This window comes from Halostagnicola bangensis (assembly GCF_054653435.1).
On record NZ_BAAIGG010000002.1, the window covers coordinates 2,564,988 to 2,581,138 of the forward strand.

Consider the following 16,151-nt stretch of genomic DNA (forward strand, 5'->3'; position numbering starts at 1 on the left):
TCACGCTCTCAATGTGAGGGGAGCGAGCGTGGCGAACAGAGCCTCCTCCGTTCTCACCACGCCGCTTCCCTGGTTCGGAACCGTATTGAGCCAGAGGTCGAACCCCGGATCGCCGTTGGGTTCGACGTCTGCGTCGTCCTCCGCATCGAGCCGTTTGACACCGTCTTTCTGAACGGCGTCGGCGTCGATGCCGAGGATTGCCGGCAGCCCTCTTTCGGGCGCACCGAACGCGACGGTGAGACCGTCTCGTTCGATCCGTCCGGCCAGCGTCTCGAGTTTCCCCACGGTGAGCGATTCACCGAACCGGGAAGCTGCGATTCGGACGCCAGCGTCCTCACGGCTGAGGGCCGCCGAAAGGTCCGTTTCCTCGATCGATAGCCCCTGCGTGGGCTTGTCGACGATTTTCGCACGGACCGGTCGTCGCGAAGAGATCCTGACTGTCACGCGCTCTCCCTGCTCGAGTGCCATATCCGACGGCACGTTGAGAGAGATCGGGTGTTGCAGACCGCAATTGACCCGGACGCGTTGATCAGGTCCGACCTCGGTCACGATTCCTTGTCTTTTCGACCCCGAATCGTCGGATTCGGAGCCGGTCTGTGACGTGGCGCGGAGCGGCGGTAAGACACCCACGTACTCCAGTTCGTCCCGTTTGCCCCAGATCTCCTTTCGAAGATGCGGAGGCGTCGTGGCGTACCGCAGTACGGTGCTTACGAACCCGCCGTCGAGATCGCCCCGTTCGCCGTCCCGATCTGGGTAGACGATCAGGCGATCGGCCCGATAGATCGTCGCCGCGCGGGCGACGTATCCGAGTTTGCGAGTAGCCTCGCGTTTGTCCTCGGCTTCTCGAGCGAGTGACGACGGCACGAGTACGCTTGTGGTCATACCGTGACGCTTCGGCGCCTCGTCACTAGACTGTAGCGATATTTTCCCGACGGGATCTTAAAAGGGTAGCGGAATCTCTTTCCGGCTGTGAACCTCTCACAGTATCGAATTCGTGCGTATCAGACACATACACAGTTCCGCTGCGTAACGTGTCCGGAATTTTGACTTACTGCGGGCAAATATGCGGGTTTCGAAGGGAGTGGCGCTCGAGCGAGTGAAATCGCCGCCCTCGTGTGATTGTCTCTCGATATCGAATCAATTCGCAACCCTTATACACCTCTCCAGATGTATTTAGAAGTGTAGCAGGGCGTTGGTAGTGTAGTGGTATCACGTGACCTTGCCATGGTCACAACCTGGGTTCAAATCCCAGCCAACGCATCTTTCTCCGAACAATTACGTGAGGAGAAAGATCTCTCTGGGATTTGAATCAGAGAGTGAAACGAACGAAGTGAGTGGAACGACCGTGGTTCAAATCCCAGCCAACGCACTTTTGTCACGAACAAATTCGTGAGCGATGAGAGTCAACTGGGTTTGAACGAAAGAAGTCGCATGCTCACGAGCAGTGCGCGGTTCGGAACGAAGTGAGAACCGCGATGCGAGCGGCTTACCGCGAGCAACGCGAGTGAGACCGTCTTCGAGTAGTTCAAATCTCAACCAACCATATTCCTCCGAACAATTCATTCTTCGAAGAGACGCTTTGCTCGGCGATATATCGGCGTCCCAAGCCAGTCACGATTTTCGGCCAGCGTTTCGATCCGCTCTCGAGCCTGCTGATTCTCGAGTTCGCCACGTTTGACCAGTGCCTTCAGGAGAAGCGGTGGGATGGCCACTTTCGAACTGGTCACATGCTGTAGCTCTGGAAGCGCCCTGAAATCATCAGTGATCAAGAAATCTGCGTCGAGTTCTTGCGCGAGCGTGACACAGCTTGCTTCTCCCTGATCGATTCGGGATGAGTGTATCGTTGATTCGTTTGTGAGATGAACGACGTAATCTCCTTCGTGCTCAAGGACTGCCGTTGCAGCGGTTCCGTGAATATCATTGTACTCCGCCGTGTTTTCGAGTTCCTGTCTCACCGATTCGGTTGTGTGACTATCGAATTGCTCGAGGATGATCTCGAGAGAATTGACAGTTGCGAGAGAGATAGCGGCGCTTGTATCGATAACGATCATTCCGAAACTATCCTACAGACTCGCGAGTTCGTCTGCGAGTTCGTCACCCTGATCGAGAATCGTTTTCGAGGTTCGAACGGCTTCGGCATCTCGTCGCCCGATAAACTCTCGTAGCGTCTCGAATTCGATTTGGTCGTCGAGATAGAGTTCGACGACAGCTTCTTTGAACTTCTCGTCGTCTTCGACTTCTTCGAAGTACGCCTGGAGAGCTTCTTTGAGTATCTCTGTTCGGTTTCTGTGCGTAACCTCGGCTGCAACGTCGGCTTTCTCGACCAGCTCTTCTGGAAGGCGGAAATTCACTCGTGTTGTACCCATATTGCTTGCCTCGTTGTACATACATTGTACGCACACACTCATAAACGTTATCCGAGCGGCTGATTCGTCTTCACTGAACCGCGTATTACTGTGCGAGAACGATTTCGTCTCGCTCTCAACACGTCCCGGTAATCCGCTCGAGAGCCTCGGGATCATCGACCGGCCCGTCCGGCCCGACGGGTTGCTCGAGGTAGTAGATCGTCAGCTCCGCGATCTCGTGCTCCGAACGATCACAGAGGTACTCGAGTACGGGTTCGTACTGGCTCTCGTCGGCGTGGCTCATATCCGTCCCGTAGCGTTTCCAGAGCGTCGTCGGGAACGTTTCGGCGGGGTTCGGCGGGCGATCCAGCGTGGCTTCGCCGCCGTGAGTGAGATCGACCGTCTCCCCGGACTCGAGTTTGGCTTCGGCGACGTAGCCACTCGAGGCGTCCGGCGGACTCGGAGCGAAGAACGTCCAGCCGACGTCATCCATGTCTTCTTCCAGTTCCGGAGCGGGCGAGTCGACCAGACCGACCTGAGCGGTCTGCCAGAACACCAACGTGAGGAGCACGACGACAAGGAATCCAGACGCACAAATTCCCCCGATTCGGCGGGTCGCGGACGGAACCGTAATCGACGGAATCGAACGCGTTTCGAGCGGCGAACCTCGGGGAAGGGTGGCCCGGATGCTGGTTTCGATGCGCTCGAGTGCGTCTCGAGCCCGACTGCGTTCGATCGACTCCCAGATCTCCGGCGGGAGGAACAATAGCAATCCAGTTATCAGCACGAAAGGGAACACACCGAGACGCATCGTCGCGGCCATTCCGAGGTGGGTGCAGATGAACGCGAGAACGACTGCGGTTCTGAGTTTTCCGCTACACAGGATGAGAAGCGGAGCGGCCGACAGCGTCGCGATCCAGAGCCAGTTGACTGCGGTTAGGACCGTCGAGAGATCCGAGAGATACGGACCGAGCAGAACGACGAACTGCTCGAGATGCATGGTTCGTCGGACGGCGATTCCGTTCATCCAGGCCTCGCTCTGGAACTTGAAAACCGCGTTCGTCGTGTAGATGAGGACGATGTGGGCGAGAATTGTAACCGTCGCAACGGAGACGACTTGCGCCGCGTCGCCGGTCACCCCGTCTTCTGTTTCACCAGTCCCTGCTCGTTCTCGGTTGCCGGTGACTTCTCGAGACCGTCTTCGAGCGGTTCTTTGGGCATCGATCGACCACCGAGTACCGAGCGGGAGGAACAGACCGAGAAACAGAAACGAGGTCAGGATGGTGTCGCCGCCGTTGAGAACGTACGGATTCCGGGTCTGAAGCGAGGCGAGGAGGACGAACGAAACGAACGTTGCGAGGCGAGTTCGGTAGCCAAGAGACAGGGAGACGGCGAAGAGTCCGGCGACCGCGAACAGAACTGCCTGCACCCACATCGATCCTGATAGCGCGTGGATCGACGCCGATGTAAACGCCGGATACACCTCAGCGAGCGCGGATCGTGGAAGGACGCCTGCATCGGTGTAGAACGGCACGGTTCCCGGGACTCGAAGGAGAAGCAGATCGAGGAGGATGACGATACCGAGGGCGATTCGGAACGCGGCGAGGGCTCGAGGGTCGATTCCGAGGTGCCGACCGCCCCTCGATTGGATCGCCGAGATGATCCCTGAACCGCCGGAAACCCAGTTCGAAACAGGGGAACGATCTGCGGTCATCGACGTGGTTCAATCGCTTTCGGGGTTGTCAGCCCCTCTATAAGTGCTTTCCCCTCTTTGACGAACGAGAACGATCGGCGCGAAATATAACTGCTGAGGACGAGAACGATACCGTATGCAGGTTGGGATTTGCACGATCGGTGACGAACTGCTGGCCGGACAAACGACGAATACCAATGCGTCGTGGCTGGCCGAGGAGATCACCGACCGTGGCGGCTCCGTCCGTCGGATACTGACGATTCCCGATGATCGGACGCTCATCGCAGAGACGGTCGCCGAGTGGAACGACGCGTTCGACGCCGTCGTCGTTACCGGCGGTCTCGGCGGGACGCCGGACGACGTGACGCTCGAGGCGGTCGCGGCCGGTCTCGAGCGGGACCTCGTGGTCTTTCCCGACGTTCGAGAACAGATCCTCGAGAAGGGACGCGAACTGCGGGCGGAACGACCGGAGTTCTTCGAGGAGTACGACCTCGAGTTCGACGTCGACGCCGCGGCCTCGCTTCCCGATGGTGCCAGACCGATCGTCACGGATGCCGGCTGGTCGCCGGGCTGTGTGATCGAGAACGTCTACGTCTTCGCTGGGATCCCTGACGAAATGAAGGCCATGTTCGATGTCGTCGAAACCGAGTTCTCCGGCGACATCGTTTCGCAGACCGTGTTCACGCCTGCCCCCGAAGGGTCCCTTCGGGCGGTTCTCGAGGGGGTGAGCGAGCAATTCGACGTCTCGGTCGGCAGTTATCCTCAGAGTGAGGACCGATTAGGACGACTTCGGATTACCGGAACTGACGAGGCCACCGTCGAGGATGCGACGGCGTGGATCCGAGAACGGGTCGAGACGGGTCAACCACCCGACTCGAAGTAAGCTCGGATTCGGCGGATGGCGGACCGAGTCAACGAAGATCCTTGCTGACTATTTTATACAGCGTGTGCGTACGGTGACAAACGAATGTTCCCCGAAACCCTCGAAACCGAGCGCCTCGAGTTCAGAAAACTCACTCGAGAAACGATCGACCCGCTCGAACTGTACGAGTACCGAAACCCTGACAGCGGATTCGACGAGGTTGCGACCCATTTGACCGACGAGGTTCATCACACCCCAGAGGAGTCCCGGCAGTATCTCCTCGAGTCAGCGGAACAGTGGGATGAGCGTACGCGCGCGAACTGGGCGATGTATCCGGCCGCCGAGGAACCGAACGCCGGCGAGTTCGCGGGTGTTGCCAGCCTGATCCCGCTCTGGGAGAAACGAACCGCTCGGCTGGGCATCTGGCTCAGGAAACCGTTCTGGGGTCGTGGCTACTCGGGTGAACGGGCCGCCGCGTTGATCGAACTCGCGTTCGAGGACCTCGATCTCGAGGTTGTTTCGGCGGGACATCTGGCCGGAAACGAGAACTCGAAGCGGGCCATCGAAAAGTACGTCGACCGCTTCGACGGCGAGTACGACGGGCTCCTCCGAAACTGGGTCCCGATCGAAGATTCGGTTCGCGACCTTCACCGCTACACGATCACTCGAGAGCAGTATCGCGAGTCGCGACGTTCCTCGGACTCGAAGTGAGATAAGCGGGCTACCGAGGTTATCCGTCCGTCACTCGAGCGACCGAGAAACGAGTTCGCCCCAGTAGTCGAACCCGTATCGCTCGTAGAAGGCTTGGGCGCGGTCGTTAGCCCGATCGACGTCGAGGACGACACGCTCGAGGGGGAGGTCCTGTTCGGAAAGAACCTCGAGCGCGCGTTCCATGAGTCGGTCGGCAACACCAGTTCCTCGGTGTGGCTCTGCGACGAAGAGTTCGTTCACGACGCCGGCATCCCAGATGAGCGAGAGCGACTCTGGCAGGACGAATATGTAGCCGACGAGATGTTCGCTTCCGTCGGTCGTTCGACCGGCAGTCGCGTTCCGTTCGGCAACCAGGATTGATTGGGCTGATTCTTCGGTACAGCGTTCGGCCCACTCGAGATACCGAGTCCGGTACTCGTCGGTCAATTTCTGCTCGTAGATCTCGGCTTTTTGTTCGTCCCCAGTATCAGTTCCCAGTCTGAGTTCGAACTGGCGTTTGAGCCGCCAGAGGCCGTCGCGGTCCGTCTCGAGGTCGGTGGAGCGAATCTCGATCGACATACCGGAGAATTGAAATCGAGCCGTGTGGCTCTATCGATTAGAGGTGGTGCGTTTCGACCCAAAATCCGGGATACCGTCTGATTTTGGCCTTTTCGGTACGTACAGGTGACACGCATATCGTACAGTTCGTTGAGCGACTCAGCTTTTACCAAGAACGGTAGATGTATCATCAAAATTATTTCTCACGAATAACAATGCGTCGATATGCTTGATCTTCTCTGGAGTATCCTCGGGTTCGTAGTGGTTGTATTCGGTATTATTTTTATCCATGAACTAGGGCATTACATGACTGGACGGTGGGTGGTTGGAATTCCCTCAGCGGATATCAAACTCGTCATGGCGGAGTTTCCCCAGCACGTTGCATTGTGTGACGATGATGAGTGGGTTGGGCCGGACGAATTCGAACGGTACAGTGAACTGTACGAGGGACACGACCCTGACTATGAACATCTCGAAGTCTACATTGGTGCCGGAGAACTTGTCCAGACCCTTGGTGTCGTCGCGATCGCAGCCGTTTTTGTTGGTCTCGGATTGCACAGCATGGCTGCATCAATCGTCCTCATTTCGCTTCTCATGACCGGAGTGTATCTCGCTTGGGATGTTTCTATGGCAGTATATAGCGGGCAGCCAGTCGGAGATTACTCGGCACTCTGGCTAGCAACACCACTTGCTGCTGTTGCAGTATTGGTGGGATTTCTTATTCCGCATGTTGTGATGTATCTGTGGATATAGTTATTTAGGACCGGTGTTCGTAGCTGTAGTGAACGGCCGATACGTGCGACGTGACATCTGACCGGTCCTGACGGGCGGGACTTTCTCCTTGCCCTCTCGTAACCGAAACAATGGTTGTCGATTCGAACGCTGATTCCGAGAAACGAACTGTCGTTGCCGTTCAGGCAATCTGGTCTTCGTACTCCTCGCCCGTCAGCAACGCCTCGAGTTCGTCTTCCTCCGCAGGTTCGATCTCGAGCATCCATCCGTCGCCAAACGGGTCGTCGTTGACGAGTTCTGGCGTGTCGAAGAGTTCCTCGTTGACCGCGACTACCTCGCCGCTGACGGGCGCGTAGAGGCCCGAGACGGCTTTGATCGACTCGATGACGCCGAACTCCTCGTCCCGAACGACGTCGTCTCCTTCGTCGGGGAGTTCGACGAAGACGACGTCGCCCAGTTCGTCTTGTGCGAAGTCCGTGATGCCGACGCGGACGACGCCGTCTGTCTCGAGTGCCCATTCGTGCGATTCTTGATACCGTCTGTCTGCTGGGATGTCGAAGCTCATTATACTGTGTCGATAAACGGAATCGTTTCGACTCTTGCTTTCTTGGACTGTCCGCGGACAACGACTCTGAGCGTCGTGCCCGGATCCGCGTACTCGACCGGAACGTAGCCGAGCCCGATCGGCGACTCGAGGGTTGGACTCATGGTCCCGCTCGTCACCGTCCCGATAACGCGGCTGTCTGTGTTGGTGATGTCGTAGCTGTGTCTCGGGACGCCGCGGTCGATCAGCTTGATGCCGACGAGTTTCTCCTCGACGCCTTCCTCGTGAACTCGCTCGAGTGCGTCCCGACCGACGAAGTCGGTCTCGAGCTTAACCGCAAACCCGATGCGAGCTTCGTAGGGGTTTCGAGGATTGGACTCGCGGTCGAAATCCTGCCCGGCGAGGAGGAAGCCGGCTTCGATCCGGAGCGTATCGCGAGCGCCGAGTCCGCACGGTTTACAGTCGAACGCCGACCAGACCGTTTCCGCGTCGTTCCACGGGACGACGAATTCGAATCCGTCCTCCCCCGTGTACCCGGTTCGGGCGGTCCAACACTCGACGCCGGCGATCGTCGCGTACCGCGCTTCGAACCGAGAGAGATCCGCGATCGATTCCTCGACGACGTCGCCGATGAGACCGGCCGCGTTCGGCCCTTGAACGGCGAACATCGCGTACTCGTCGGTCATGTTGTCGACCGTCGCCTCGAGATCCCACTCGTTTCGGTGGGTGATCCAGCGCTCGTGCATCGCCTCGTCGGTACCGGCGTTCGGAACGAACAGGTACGTTGCCGTCCCGTCCTCGTCGGGGAGCCGATAGATCACTGTGTCGTCGATGATCGTGCCGTCCTCGTCGGTGATCGCCGCGTACTGGGAGTCGCCGACCTCGAGTGCCGCCACGTCGTTCGAGGTGAGTCGCTGCATGAGCCGGGTCGAATCCGGGCCGGTGACGTGAATCTCGCCCATGTGCGAGACGTCAAACTTTCCGGCGTCTTCTCGGACCGCGACGTGTTCGTCGCGGATCGACTCGAACTCGACGGGCATATCCCAGCCGCCGAACTCGGTAAACTTCGCTCCGTAGTCGTCGTGGACCCCACGTAACGGCGGCGTCTGAAGCGGCATAATCGACTGGACACCCCCGGGATAGTAATGTCTTTTCGTCGCTGTGGGCGAAGCAACTCGATTCCGGTTGGCGATCGCCGATCGATTCGACGGTAGTCCGTCGAACTAAACTGTCGATCGACTGCCGAACCGCACGGTAAGCCGTCTGCCGCACCGCACGGTCCGGGTTCGGCTCCCTATCCGGAACCGGAGAGAGGATTCTCGAGGAGTACGGCTTTAGGGATGGACGAAGCACTTCTCGTATGGACATTCGAGATCAGTTGCGGGGCATCACCTGTCCGATGATCACCCCCTTCGCCGACGGGACCGTCGATACCGGTGCAGTAACCGATCTGATCGACCACCTCGAGGCGGGATCGATTGACGCGCTGTTTCCGGCCGGGACGACGGGTGAGTTCGCGAGCTTGTCGCCCGACGAACGGCGACTGCTCGTCGAACATACCGTCGAACAGGCCTCGGTTCCCGTCGTCGCGGGCGCGTCAGCGACGGATGTCGAATCCGCGGTCGAAGCGATCGACGTCGCTTCCGCCGCGGGAGCCGACGCAGCAGTGCTTACGCCGCCGTACTTTCATACGGCGAACGCACCGCAGGGAAACCAGCGATTCTTCGAGATCGTAGCCGATCGGTCGTCGCTTCCACTGCTTCTGTACAACATTCCCGCCTGTACCGGCCGGCAGATTGCCCCGGAAACCGTCGTTTCCCTGGCTGACCACGACCGAATACTCGGGCTCAAAGACTCGAGTGGCGATCTCGAGTACTTTCTTACGGTGCTTGACCGAACTCCGGAGGAGTTCCTCATGCTTCAGGGGTACGACTCGCTTCTCGTCCCGGCGATGCGGATGGGCGCAGACGGCGGTGTCAACGCGCTCTCGAACGTGCTCCCGAACGTCTACGATAGCGCATTAACACGCAAACACGACGAGCGTGGCCGAGCGCTTCAGGAGAACGCGATTAGCCCGCTGTTCGAATCGTGCAAGGAGTTCGGATTCGCGCCGGCGACGAAAACCGCACTCTCCCATCGGGGAGTTATTCGATCAGATCGGGTCCGACCACCGCTGGTGGCCGTCGAAGACGACGGTACAAGACGGATCGCTACCTCCGTCGATCAGGCACTCGAGGAATTTGCGGACTGATAGGGTCGGTTGTAAGTCATTTCCGGAGCAACTGCGAGTCGTACTGCGGTTTCTCCGGTAAATTGTTACAACTGCCCTATGAACTGATCGGTGATCGGGAGCCGATCACGAACCGGTATCGCCGAAGAACCGCTCTCACCGTTACATCTGTTTGACCCCCAAAACTCACTGGTTCCAGTGCTAACACCTCCAAAATAGAAAGACTATTGCGTGGTATATCTCCTCTTGTATCGTATCGAATGGCCAAAAGAGAGGACGTTGAGAGGGTGTTAGCATCCTGTGAGAACTGCGAATCGGTATATGCAGCACGACAGTGGCCGAATGATGATATCCAGATTATTGGTAAGGATGGCTGTAGTTGCGGGGCGAGTACGTTCGAAATCATCGAAGAGACTGACGTTCTCGACGATCCCGACGAGTTCGATGCGACTGCTGGGACAGGCGCCGAGTAAACGACGTACGCCGTGAGCGCGTCGGACTGGGGACAAGATAACTCGAGTACTGATCCAACGCACCGTCGGTCGGTTTCGGAGATCGGTCGCCCTCGAGTACCGGACGGTTTCGAAGACTGGTCGATCCGAATATCGGACCATTCGGAGGGCATATTGGACCGACTGTCGACCCCGCTTCTTTCGTCACACCTATTTCGCGACCCCCGCTACGGAGTAGTATCGATGTCCATCTTCGACCGCGTTCGCTCTCGTCTCGAGTCTTCGTCCGATCCCCCTTCTGACTCGCCGCCCAGCGTCGGGCTCTTCGTCGACGGACCGAACGTGCTTCGCGACGAATTTGACGTCGATCTAGACGACGTCCGGGACGAGGCACTCGAGTACGGACGCGTCGGGATCACCAGGCTCTATCTCGACGAACATGCGACGCCGGGATTGATTCAGGCCGCGGAGGCCCGCGGCTACGAGGTCATTATCACGAGCGGCGACGTGGACGTCAAACTCGCCGTCGATGCGACCGCTTTTAGCGCCGACGAAACCATCGACACCCTCGTCATCGCCTCGCGGGACACGGATTTCAAGCCGGTACTCGAGTACGCGGGCACGGCCGGCATCCACACCGTCGCAATTGCGCCGGGGAGTCACGGTCGCTCCGACGCCCTTCGGAACGCGGCCGACGAGGGGGTTACGCTGGCGGAGTAACGCCGAAGGGTGTCAGCGAACGGAAAAACAGATCTGGGAGAAAAACGATCGAGCGTGTTTCTTGCCTTGCGGAGGGACAGACTACCCGAACTTGCCCGTGATGTAGTCCTCGACGCGCTGGCTCTCCGGGTTGTTAAAGATCTTGTTCGTCTCGTCGAACTCCACGAGTCGACCGCCGGTCAGGAACACGGCCGTCTTGTCCGAAATCCGGGCGGCCTGTTGCATGTTGTGGGTGACGATAACGACGGTGTACTCCTGAGAGAGTTCCTCGACGAGATCCTCGATCTTCGAGGTCGCGACGGGGTCGAGTGCGCTCGCCGGCTCGTCCATCAGAATGACTTCGGGGTCGGGCGCGATCGCGCGGGCGATACAGAGTCGCTGTTGTTGGCCGCCCGAGAGATCGAGCCCCGAGGAATCGAGCTGATCCTTTACCTCGTCCCAGAGTGCGGCTCGCTCGAGAGCCTGCTGGACCTGTTCGTCGACGTTGTCCTCCTGATCTTGGACGCGAAGGCCGTAGGCGACGTTGTCGAAGATACTCTTCGGGAACGGGTTCGGTTTCTGGAAGACCATTCCGATCTTTCGACGGAGTGCAACGGGATCGACGTCCTCGTCGTAGACGTTCTTCCCGTGGAAGTAGAGATCGCCCTCAACGCGAGCGACGTCGATCAGATCGTTCATCCGGTTGATCGATCGCAGGAACGTCGACTTGCCACAGCCCGAGGGCCCAATGAGCGCCGTTACCTGCCGTTCGGGAATATCCATGTCGATCTCGTCGAGGGCCTGTTCGTCGCCGTAAAAGACCTCGAGGTCCCGAGACTGGATTACGGCCTCGTCGCCCCACGCGTCCTCGAGCGTCTCGCTCGAGGTCGTTTCTGCCGGGGGAGAATCGTCGATTTGGTGCTTCGAGACCGTCTCAGGTCCGCCGCTGTTTGCCGTCATACGGGTTACTTGATTGTCGGCCCTCAGGCAGTTACCTGTTCCGGAATCGAGCGCCGAGTGGGTCCCGCTCGAGGCCTCCCGCGGCCGTTCGATAGGCGGCGCTACTGATTCGACATCCCTGGTTCAGCTCGAACTTGGTTCAGTTCAAATCCAGTTCAGCTTGGATCCGGACCAGCTCGAATCCGGACAAGAAACACATTCGCAAGCCGTAACTGCGTGACGTCCGCTATCCTCGCCGATCGTACCTGTTCCTGATAAAAATCGCGACTGCGTTCATCAGCAACAAGATCGCGAGCAAGACGACGATCCCGGCGGCAGCGACATGTTGGAAATCGCCTTCGGGTAAACTCGCCCACTCGAAGATTTGCATCGGCATCGCGGCGAATGGGCCCGTGGGATCAGTTACTTCCGGCGGGGCGAACATCGACGTGGCTGCACCGACCATTAGAATCGGTGCTGTTTCGCCGATCGCCCGCGAGAGCGAGAGAATTATTCCGGTCATGATCCCCGGGACTGCCTCGGGAAGTACGACGTTTCGGACGGTTTGCCACTTCGTCGCGCCCGATCCGTAGGATGCGCGACGCATCGAGTCCGGGACGGCCCGGAGCGCCTCCTGTGAGGAGACGATGACGATCGGGAGGATGAGCAGCGTCAGTGTTAGCGCGCCCGCGATAAGACTCGCGCCGGTGTGGAGCGCCCGGACGAACATCGCCAGTCCGAGTAGACCGTAGACAATCGACGGAACACCGGCGAGATTGGAGATGTTCGCCTCGATAAACTGTGTAAGTCGGGTATCCGGCGCGTACTCTTCGAGATAGATCGCCGCACCGACACCGAGGACGAGGGTAAAGATCGCGGTCAGGCTAATCAGATAGATCGATCCCACCAACGCAGGGTAGATCCCACCGGGTCCTGTTGGAAGATCGCCGTAGTTTGCGGGGTTGTAGTTCTCGACCAACTGCGACGGAGGATAGGTCAAGAATTCCCAGGTAAGCCATCCCCACGCCTCGACGAGCACGTCGAGTAACAAGGCGACCAGTGCAACGATGCCGACCATCGTCGCGCCAACGCAGAGGCCGAGGAACACTCGGCCGATCTGGCGTTTGCGTTTGATCGAAGTGCCGTCGAACTCGAACTCTTCGGATTCAGTTGGAGCGCTCATTCGTACTCCTCCCGGTACCGTGACCGGATCCACATACTTCCGATGTTCATCGTGAATGTCATGATGAATAGTGTCAAGCCGATCGCGAACAGGCTCTGGTAGCCGATCGAGCCGACGGAGGCGTCACCAGTCCCGATTTCGACCATAAATGCAGTCATCGTCTGGACCTCATCGAGCGGATTCGTCGTTATCTGAGAGAGCGCACCTGCGGCGAGCGCCACCGCCATCGTCTCCCCGATTGCCCGCGAGATCGCCAGAATATACGCAGCTAGGATTCCCGACAGCGATGCGGGGACGACGACCTGTGTCGACACCTCGAACTTCGTTGCACCGAGGCCGTAGGCCGCATTTCGAAGCGAGTCCGGAACCGAACTCATCGCGTCTTCCGAAAGGGACGACACCATCGGAATAATCATCACACCGACGACGATCGCACCCGACGCCGCGTTGAACGTTCCCGTTTCCGGGAAGAAAAACTGAATTACCGGTGTAATGAACGACAGGGCAAAAAAGCCATAGACGATCGTCGGGATACCTGCGAGAACCTCGAGTGTCGGTTTGACCGTTTTTCGCACGCGCTGGTCGGCGTATTCGGAGAGGTAAATCGCGGTAAGCGTTCCGACTGGAATCGCAACCAGTGCCGAGCCGACGGTGATCATAAGCGTTCCCCAGACCAGCGGTAACACACCAAACCCGGGATCGTCCGTTGCCCGCGGGGACCAGTTGGTGCTAGTCAAGTACTCGAGGAGAGACACCTCCGAGAAGAAATCGAGCGCACCGTTTACCAAAACAGCGATAATCGCGACCGTCGTTGCGACGGTTACCAGCGCACAGCCGAAGAATACGTAATGTGCGAACCGGTCACCGAGCCCGCCGACATCGTTCGTGCTTCTGGAGAGGTCGATCGAATCAGAACTCATGTGTGCTCCTCGATTGCATTTTCGAGTTTCTCGCGTTGGTTAGAAACTGTCTCCTCGGGAACTGCGTAGAACCCGACCTCACGTGCTGTCTCTCGAGTGTTTTCGAGGTAATACCGTAAGAACTCACGGTAGACCTCTCGACTCAGTTCCTCTGTTCGGACGTACAGATACATCGGTCGAGCAAGCGGTGTGTACCGATCTTCTTCGTCTTCGGCTTCGATCGTTTCCGGGGTCGGGCGTGTACACCCGTTTCCATCGTCGATCCCAATCAGTTCGAGATCGTCTTCGTTCTCGTAGTAGTAGCCAGCACCGCCGAACCCGATCGCGTCCTCGTTTCCTCGAACACCTCTGACGATGACGTTGGTATCGGGGGAACCGCTGTAATCGTCACGAATGTTTGCGACGCCGCCCGTCGCTTCCTCGGTAAAGTAGTCGAACGTCCCGGATGCCGCGTCGCGTCCGTAAAACGAAATCTCTTCGTCGGGCCAATCGTCATCGATATCCGCCCAGGTTTGGATCGGCGAGTCGTTTCGCCAGAGTTCTTCGAGCTGGTCGCTCGTGAGACAATCACACCAGTCGTTATCTGGGTGTTTCATAACCGCGATTCCGTCCATCACGACCTCAAGCTCAAGGATGTCCTCGTCCGGATCGATGCCGTTATCACGGCAAAGTTCCCGTTCGTCGTCACTGATCTCGCGGCTCGCGTTCTGGAGGTCTGTCTCGCCCAAACAGAACTGTTGGAATCCGGCACCGGTGCCGGACCCGCTGACGGGGATTTGCACTTGATTGTTTTGCCAGAGGAATTGCTCTGCAACTAGCGCACTGTTTGGCAACAATGTGTTCGAACCGTCGATGACGATACGCCCCTCGAGTCCACTGTCTTCACCGCGGGTGAGACACCCGGCCAGCCCGGTCAGGGCCGTTCCCGCGGTGCCGAGTAGAACGCGACGGCGAGAAACGCCCCCGCCGCGTCCCGATATCGGCTCAGTTTCCATCACGAAATCATTAGAAGATGGGATCTAAATACCCTTCTATTATTTCTATATAGTACTATGTGGGACAACCATTAACAGGCCCTATATATTGATGGATACTGATCATAATATGCGCGGTTTGCGGCCTTCGAACGCTTCTATAGTCGATTACTGGTGTGTCTCTATAGATTGGAGTAGATTTATAGTACCATGTCCAAAACCCCTGACTATGGAGACGCGAAAAGTCCAGGTGACGGGCGGGTCGACGTACACGGTATCGCTTCCAAAATCCTGGGCAACGGAGAACGAGGTCAGCGCCGGGACGACCGTCGAGTTCTACCCCGAGGACGACTCGCTCCTGTTGACTCCACAGAGCGACGTCGACAGACAGGAGGGGACGCTCGATGTCTCGAATCTCGAGGACGAGCGGTTGACCCGGGCCGTCATGACGATGTACGTCAGCGGGTTCGACCTCATCCGACTCGAGGCAAACCGGATCACGACCGACCAGCGCCGGGCGATCCGGAACGCAACCCAGAGCCTCGTCGGCGTCGAAGTGCTCGAAGAGACCACCGACAGCGTCGTTATCCAGGATCTACTCGACTCCTCGGAGCTTTCGATCGTCAACGCCGTCACCCGCATGCGGCTGATCTCTTCGTCGATGCTCGACGACGCCGTCACCGCCCTCGTCGAGAACGACGACGACATCGCGCGCGACGTGATCGAACGCGACGACGATGTCGACCGTCTCTGGCTGGTCGTCTCGCGGATTTTCCGTGCGACGCTCCGTTCGCCGCGCGCCGCCGAAGAGCTGGGGGTTCCCCGGGAGGACTGTTTCGATTACCACTCGAGCGCCAGACAACTCGAGCGCGTCGCCGACCACGCGGTCAAGATCAGCCAGCTCGCGCTCAAACTCGAGGAGATTCCCGAGGGCGTTGCCAGTGCGCTCGTCTCGCTTCACGACGACGCTTTCGACGTGCTGGAGAAGTCCCTGGACGCGCTGTTCGCCGAAGACGGTGAGGAGGCGAACCGGCTTGGCCACGCCGCTCGAGAGCTAATTTTGGATATCGACGAGCATACCCGGACGATCGACGACATGCTTCGAGAACTCGACCCGATGCAGGCCCAATCGCTCGGCCTGATCATCGACTCGCTGTCTCGGAGCGCAGATTACGGGGGTAACATCGCGGAAACGGCGTTACAGAAGGCCGCGCCGAGCCCCTGAGTTAGGCGTTTACGGTTGACGAGCTGATCGGGCAGCCGGGTTTTCAAGGACCGCTCAATATGGTATTGAACGGTGGACGGATGCTGTAAAAATACCCGCTCGAGT

18 protein-coding genes and 1 tRNA gene are annotated in these 16,151 nt (G+C 58.5%); 8 read left to right on the plus strand and 11 right to left on the minus strand.

Features of this window, described 5'->3' with window-relative positions; translation table 11 throughout:
- Positions 1 to 882 (minus strand): putative RNA uridine N3 methyltransferase, encoded by an 882-nt coding sequence (locus ACYQ14_RS14530; RefSeq protein ID WP_459889130.1) that lies wholly within the window; start codon positions 880 to 882, stop codon positions 1 to 3.
- A 307-nt stretch (positions 883 to 1,189) separates the two neighbouring features.
- Here ACYQ14_RS14530 and ACYQ14_RS14535 point away from each other — a divergent pair.
- Positions 1,190 to 1,260: transfer RNA gene (locus ACYQ14_RS14535), tRNA-Gly, on the plus strand.
- Positions 1,261 to 1,559: 299 nt separating this feature from the next.
- Here the strand turns inward: ACYQ14_RS14535 and ACYQ14_RS14540 are convergent.
- The 3 genes from ACYQ14_RS14540 to ACYQ14_RS14550 all read right to left on the minus strand — a co-directional run bounded on the left by ACYQ14_RS14540 (position 1,560) and on the right by ACYQ14_RS14550 (position 4,059).
- Positions 1,560 to 2,051, minus strand: a complete 492-nt coding sequence (locus ACYQ14_RS14540; protein WP_459889131.1) for a PIN domain-containing protein — start codon at positions 2,049 to 2,051, stop codon at positions 1,560 to 1,562.
- A gap of 12 nt (positions 2,052 to 2,063) precedes the next feature.
- Positions 2,064 to 2,366: a ribbon-helix-helix protein, CopG family gene (locus ACYQ14_RS14545; protein WP_459889132.1), complete on the minus strand. Its 303-nt coding sequence runs from the start codon at positions 2,364 to 2,366 to the stop codon at positions 2,064 to 2,066.
- A 115-nt stretch (positions 2,367 to 2,481) separates the two neighbouring features.
- Positions 2,482 to 4,059 carry an HTTM domain-containing protein gene (locus ACYQ14_RS14550; RefSeq protein WP_459889133.1) on the minus strand — a complete coding sequence of 526 codons (1,578 nt, stop codon included), beginning with the start codon at positions 4,057 to 4,059 and terminating at the stop codon, positions 2,482 to 2,484.
- A 115-nt stretch (positions 4,060 to 4,174) separates the two neighbouring features.
- Here ACYQ14_RS14550 and ACYQ14_RS14555 point away from each other — a divergent pair, with 115 nt between their 5' ends.
- Together ACYQ14_RS14555 and ACYQ14_RS14560 are read left to right on the plus strand one after the other, a co-directional pair.
- On the plus strand, positions 4,175 to 4,921 hold the full coding sequence (locus tag ACYQ14_RS14555; protein WP_459889134.1) for a competence/damage-inducible protein A: 747 nt from the start codon (positions 4,175 to 4,177) through the stop codon (positions 4,919 to 4,921).
- 84 nt (positions 4,922 to 5,005) lie between these two features.
- Positions 5,006 to 5,611, plus strand: a complete 606-nt coding sequence (locus ACYQ14_RS14560; protein WP_459889135.1) for a GNAT family N-acetyltransferase — start codon at positions 5,006 to 5,008, stop codon at positions 5,609 to 5,611.
- Positions 5,612 to 5,641: 30 nt separating this feature from the next.
- Here the strand turns inward: ACYQ14_RS14560 and ACYQ14_RS14565 are convergent, their stop codons facing one another.
- Positions 5,642 to 6,169 carry a GNAT family N-acetyltransferase gene (locus ACYQ14_RS14565; RefSeq protein ID WP_459889136.1) on the minus strand — a complete coding sequence of 176 codons (528 nt, stop codon included), beginning with the start codon at positions 6,167 to 6,169 and terminating at the stop codon, positions 5,642 to 5,644.
- Between the two features lie 204 nt (positions 6,170 to 6,373).
- Here ACYQ14_RS14565 and ACYQ14_RS14570 point away from each other — a divergent pair, with 204 nt between their 5' ends.
- On the plus strand, positions 6,374 to 6,901 hold the full coding sequence (locus tag ACYQ14_RS14570) for a hypothetical protein (RefSeq protein WP_459889137.1): 528 nt from the start codon (positions 6,374 to 6,376) through the stop codon (positions 6,899 to 6,901).
- A gap of 160 nt (positions 6,902 to 7,061) precedes the next feature.
- Here ACYQ14_RS14570 and gcvH read toward each other — a convergent pair whose 3' ends face one another.
- Positions 7,062 to 7,445 carry a glycine cleavage system protein GcvH gene (gcvH, locus tag ACYQ14_RS14575; protein WP_459889138.1) on the minus strand — a complete coding sequence of 128 codons (384 nt, stop codon included), beginning with the start codon at positions 7,443 to 7,445 and terminating at the stop codon, positions 7,062 to 7,064.
- Positions 7,445 to 8,542 (minus strand): glycine cleavage system aminomethyltransferase GcvT, encoded by a 1,098-nt coding sequence (gene gcvT, locus ACYQ14_RS14580; RefSeq protein WP_459889139.1) that lies wholly within the window; start codon positions 8,540 to 8,542, stop codon positions 7,445 to 7,447. Before gcvT ends, gcvH begins: the two co-directional genes overlap by 1 nt.
- A 242-nt stretch (positions 8,543 to 8,784) precedes the next feature.
- Here gcvT and ACYQ14_RS14585 point away from each other — a divergent pair, with 242 nt between their 5' ends.
- The 3 genes from ACYQ14_RS14585 (at position 8,785) to ACYQ14_RS14595 (ending at position 10,826) form a co-directional block, all read left to right on the plus strand.
- On the plus strand, positions 8,785 to 9,675 hold the full coding sequence (locus tag ACYQ14_RS14585) for a dihydrodipicolinate synthase family protein (protein WP_459889140.1): 891 nt from the start codon (positions 8,785 to 8,787) through the stop codon (positions 9,673 to 9,675).
- A gap of 239 nt (positions 9,676 to 9,914) precedes the next feature.
- Positions 9,915 to 10,127: a hypothetical protein gene (locus ACYQ14_RS14590; protein ID WP_459889141.1), complete on the plus strand. Its 213-nt coding sequence runs from the start codon at positions 9,915 to 9,917 to the stop codon at positions 10,125 to 10,127.
- A gap of 228 nt (positions 10,128 to 10,355) precedes the next feature.
- Positions 10,356 to 10,826, plus strand: coding sequence for an NYN domain-containing protein (locus ACYQ14_RS14595; RefSeq protein WP_283835640.1), 471 nt, complete (start codon positions 10,356 to 10,358; stop codon positions 10,824 to 10,826).
- Between the two features lie 81 nt (positions 10,827 to 10,907).
- Here ACYQ14_RS14595 and pstB read toward each other — a convergent pair whose 3' ends face one another.
- From pstB to ACYQ14_RS14615, 4 genes are all read right to left on the minus strand, one after another.
- Positions 10,908 to 11,765: a phosphate ABC transporter ATP-binding protein PstB gene (gene pstB / locus ACYQ14_RS14600; RefSeq protein ID WP_459889142.1), complete on the minus strand. Its 858-nt coding sequence runs from the start codon at positions 11,763 to 11,765 to the stop codon at positions 10,908 to 10,910.
- Positions 11,766 to 11,991: 226 nt separating this feature from the next.
- Positions 11,992 to 12,927 (minus strand): phosphate ABC transporter permease PstA, encoded by a 936-nt coding sequence (pstA, locus tag ACYQ14_RS14605; RefSeq protein ID WP_283835037.1) that lies wholly within the window; start codon positions 12,925 to 12,927, stop codon positions 11,992 to 11,994.
- The gene (pstC, locus tag ACYQ14_RS14610) at positions 12,924 to 13,847 is read right to left on the minus strand and encodes a phosphate ABC transporter permease subunit PstC (protein ID WP_283835038.1); all 924 of its coding nucleotides are present in this window, start codon (positions 13,845 to 13,847) and stop codon (positions 12,924 to 12,926) included. Before pstC ends, pstA begins: the two co-directional genes overlap by 4 nt.
- On the minus strand, positions 13,844 to 14,842 hold the full coding sequence (locus ACYQ14_RS14615) for a PstS family phosphate ABC transporter substrate-binding protein (RefSeq protein ID WP_459889143.1): 999 nt from the start codon (positions 14,840 to 14,842) through the stop codon (positions 13,844 to 13,846). Before ACYQ14_RS14615 ends, pstC begins: the two co-directional genes overlap by 4 nt.
- 208 nt (positions 14,843 to 15,050) lie before the next feature.
- On the opposite strand from ACYQ14_RS14615, the gene ACYQ14_RS14620 reads away from it, so the two are divergent.
- Positions 15,051 to 16,046 carry a PhoU domain-containing protein gene (locus ACYQ14_RS14620; protein WP_283835040.1) on the plus strand — a complete coding sequence of 332 codons (996 nt, stop codon included), beginning with the start codon at positions 15,051 to 15,053 and terminating at the stop codon, positions 16,044 to 16,046.
- Positions 16,047 to 16,151 lie beyond the last annotated feature (105 nt).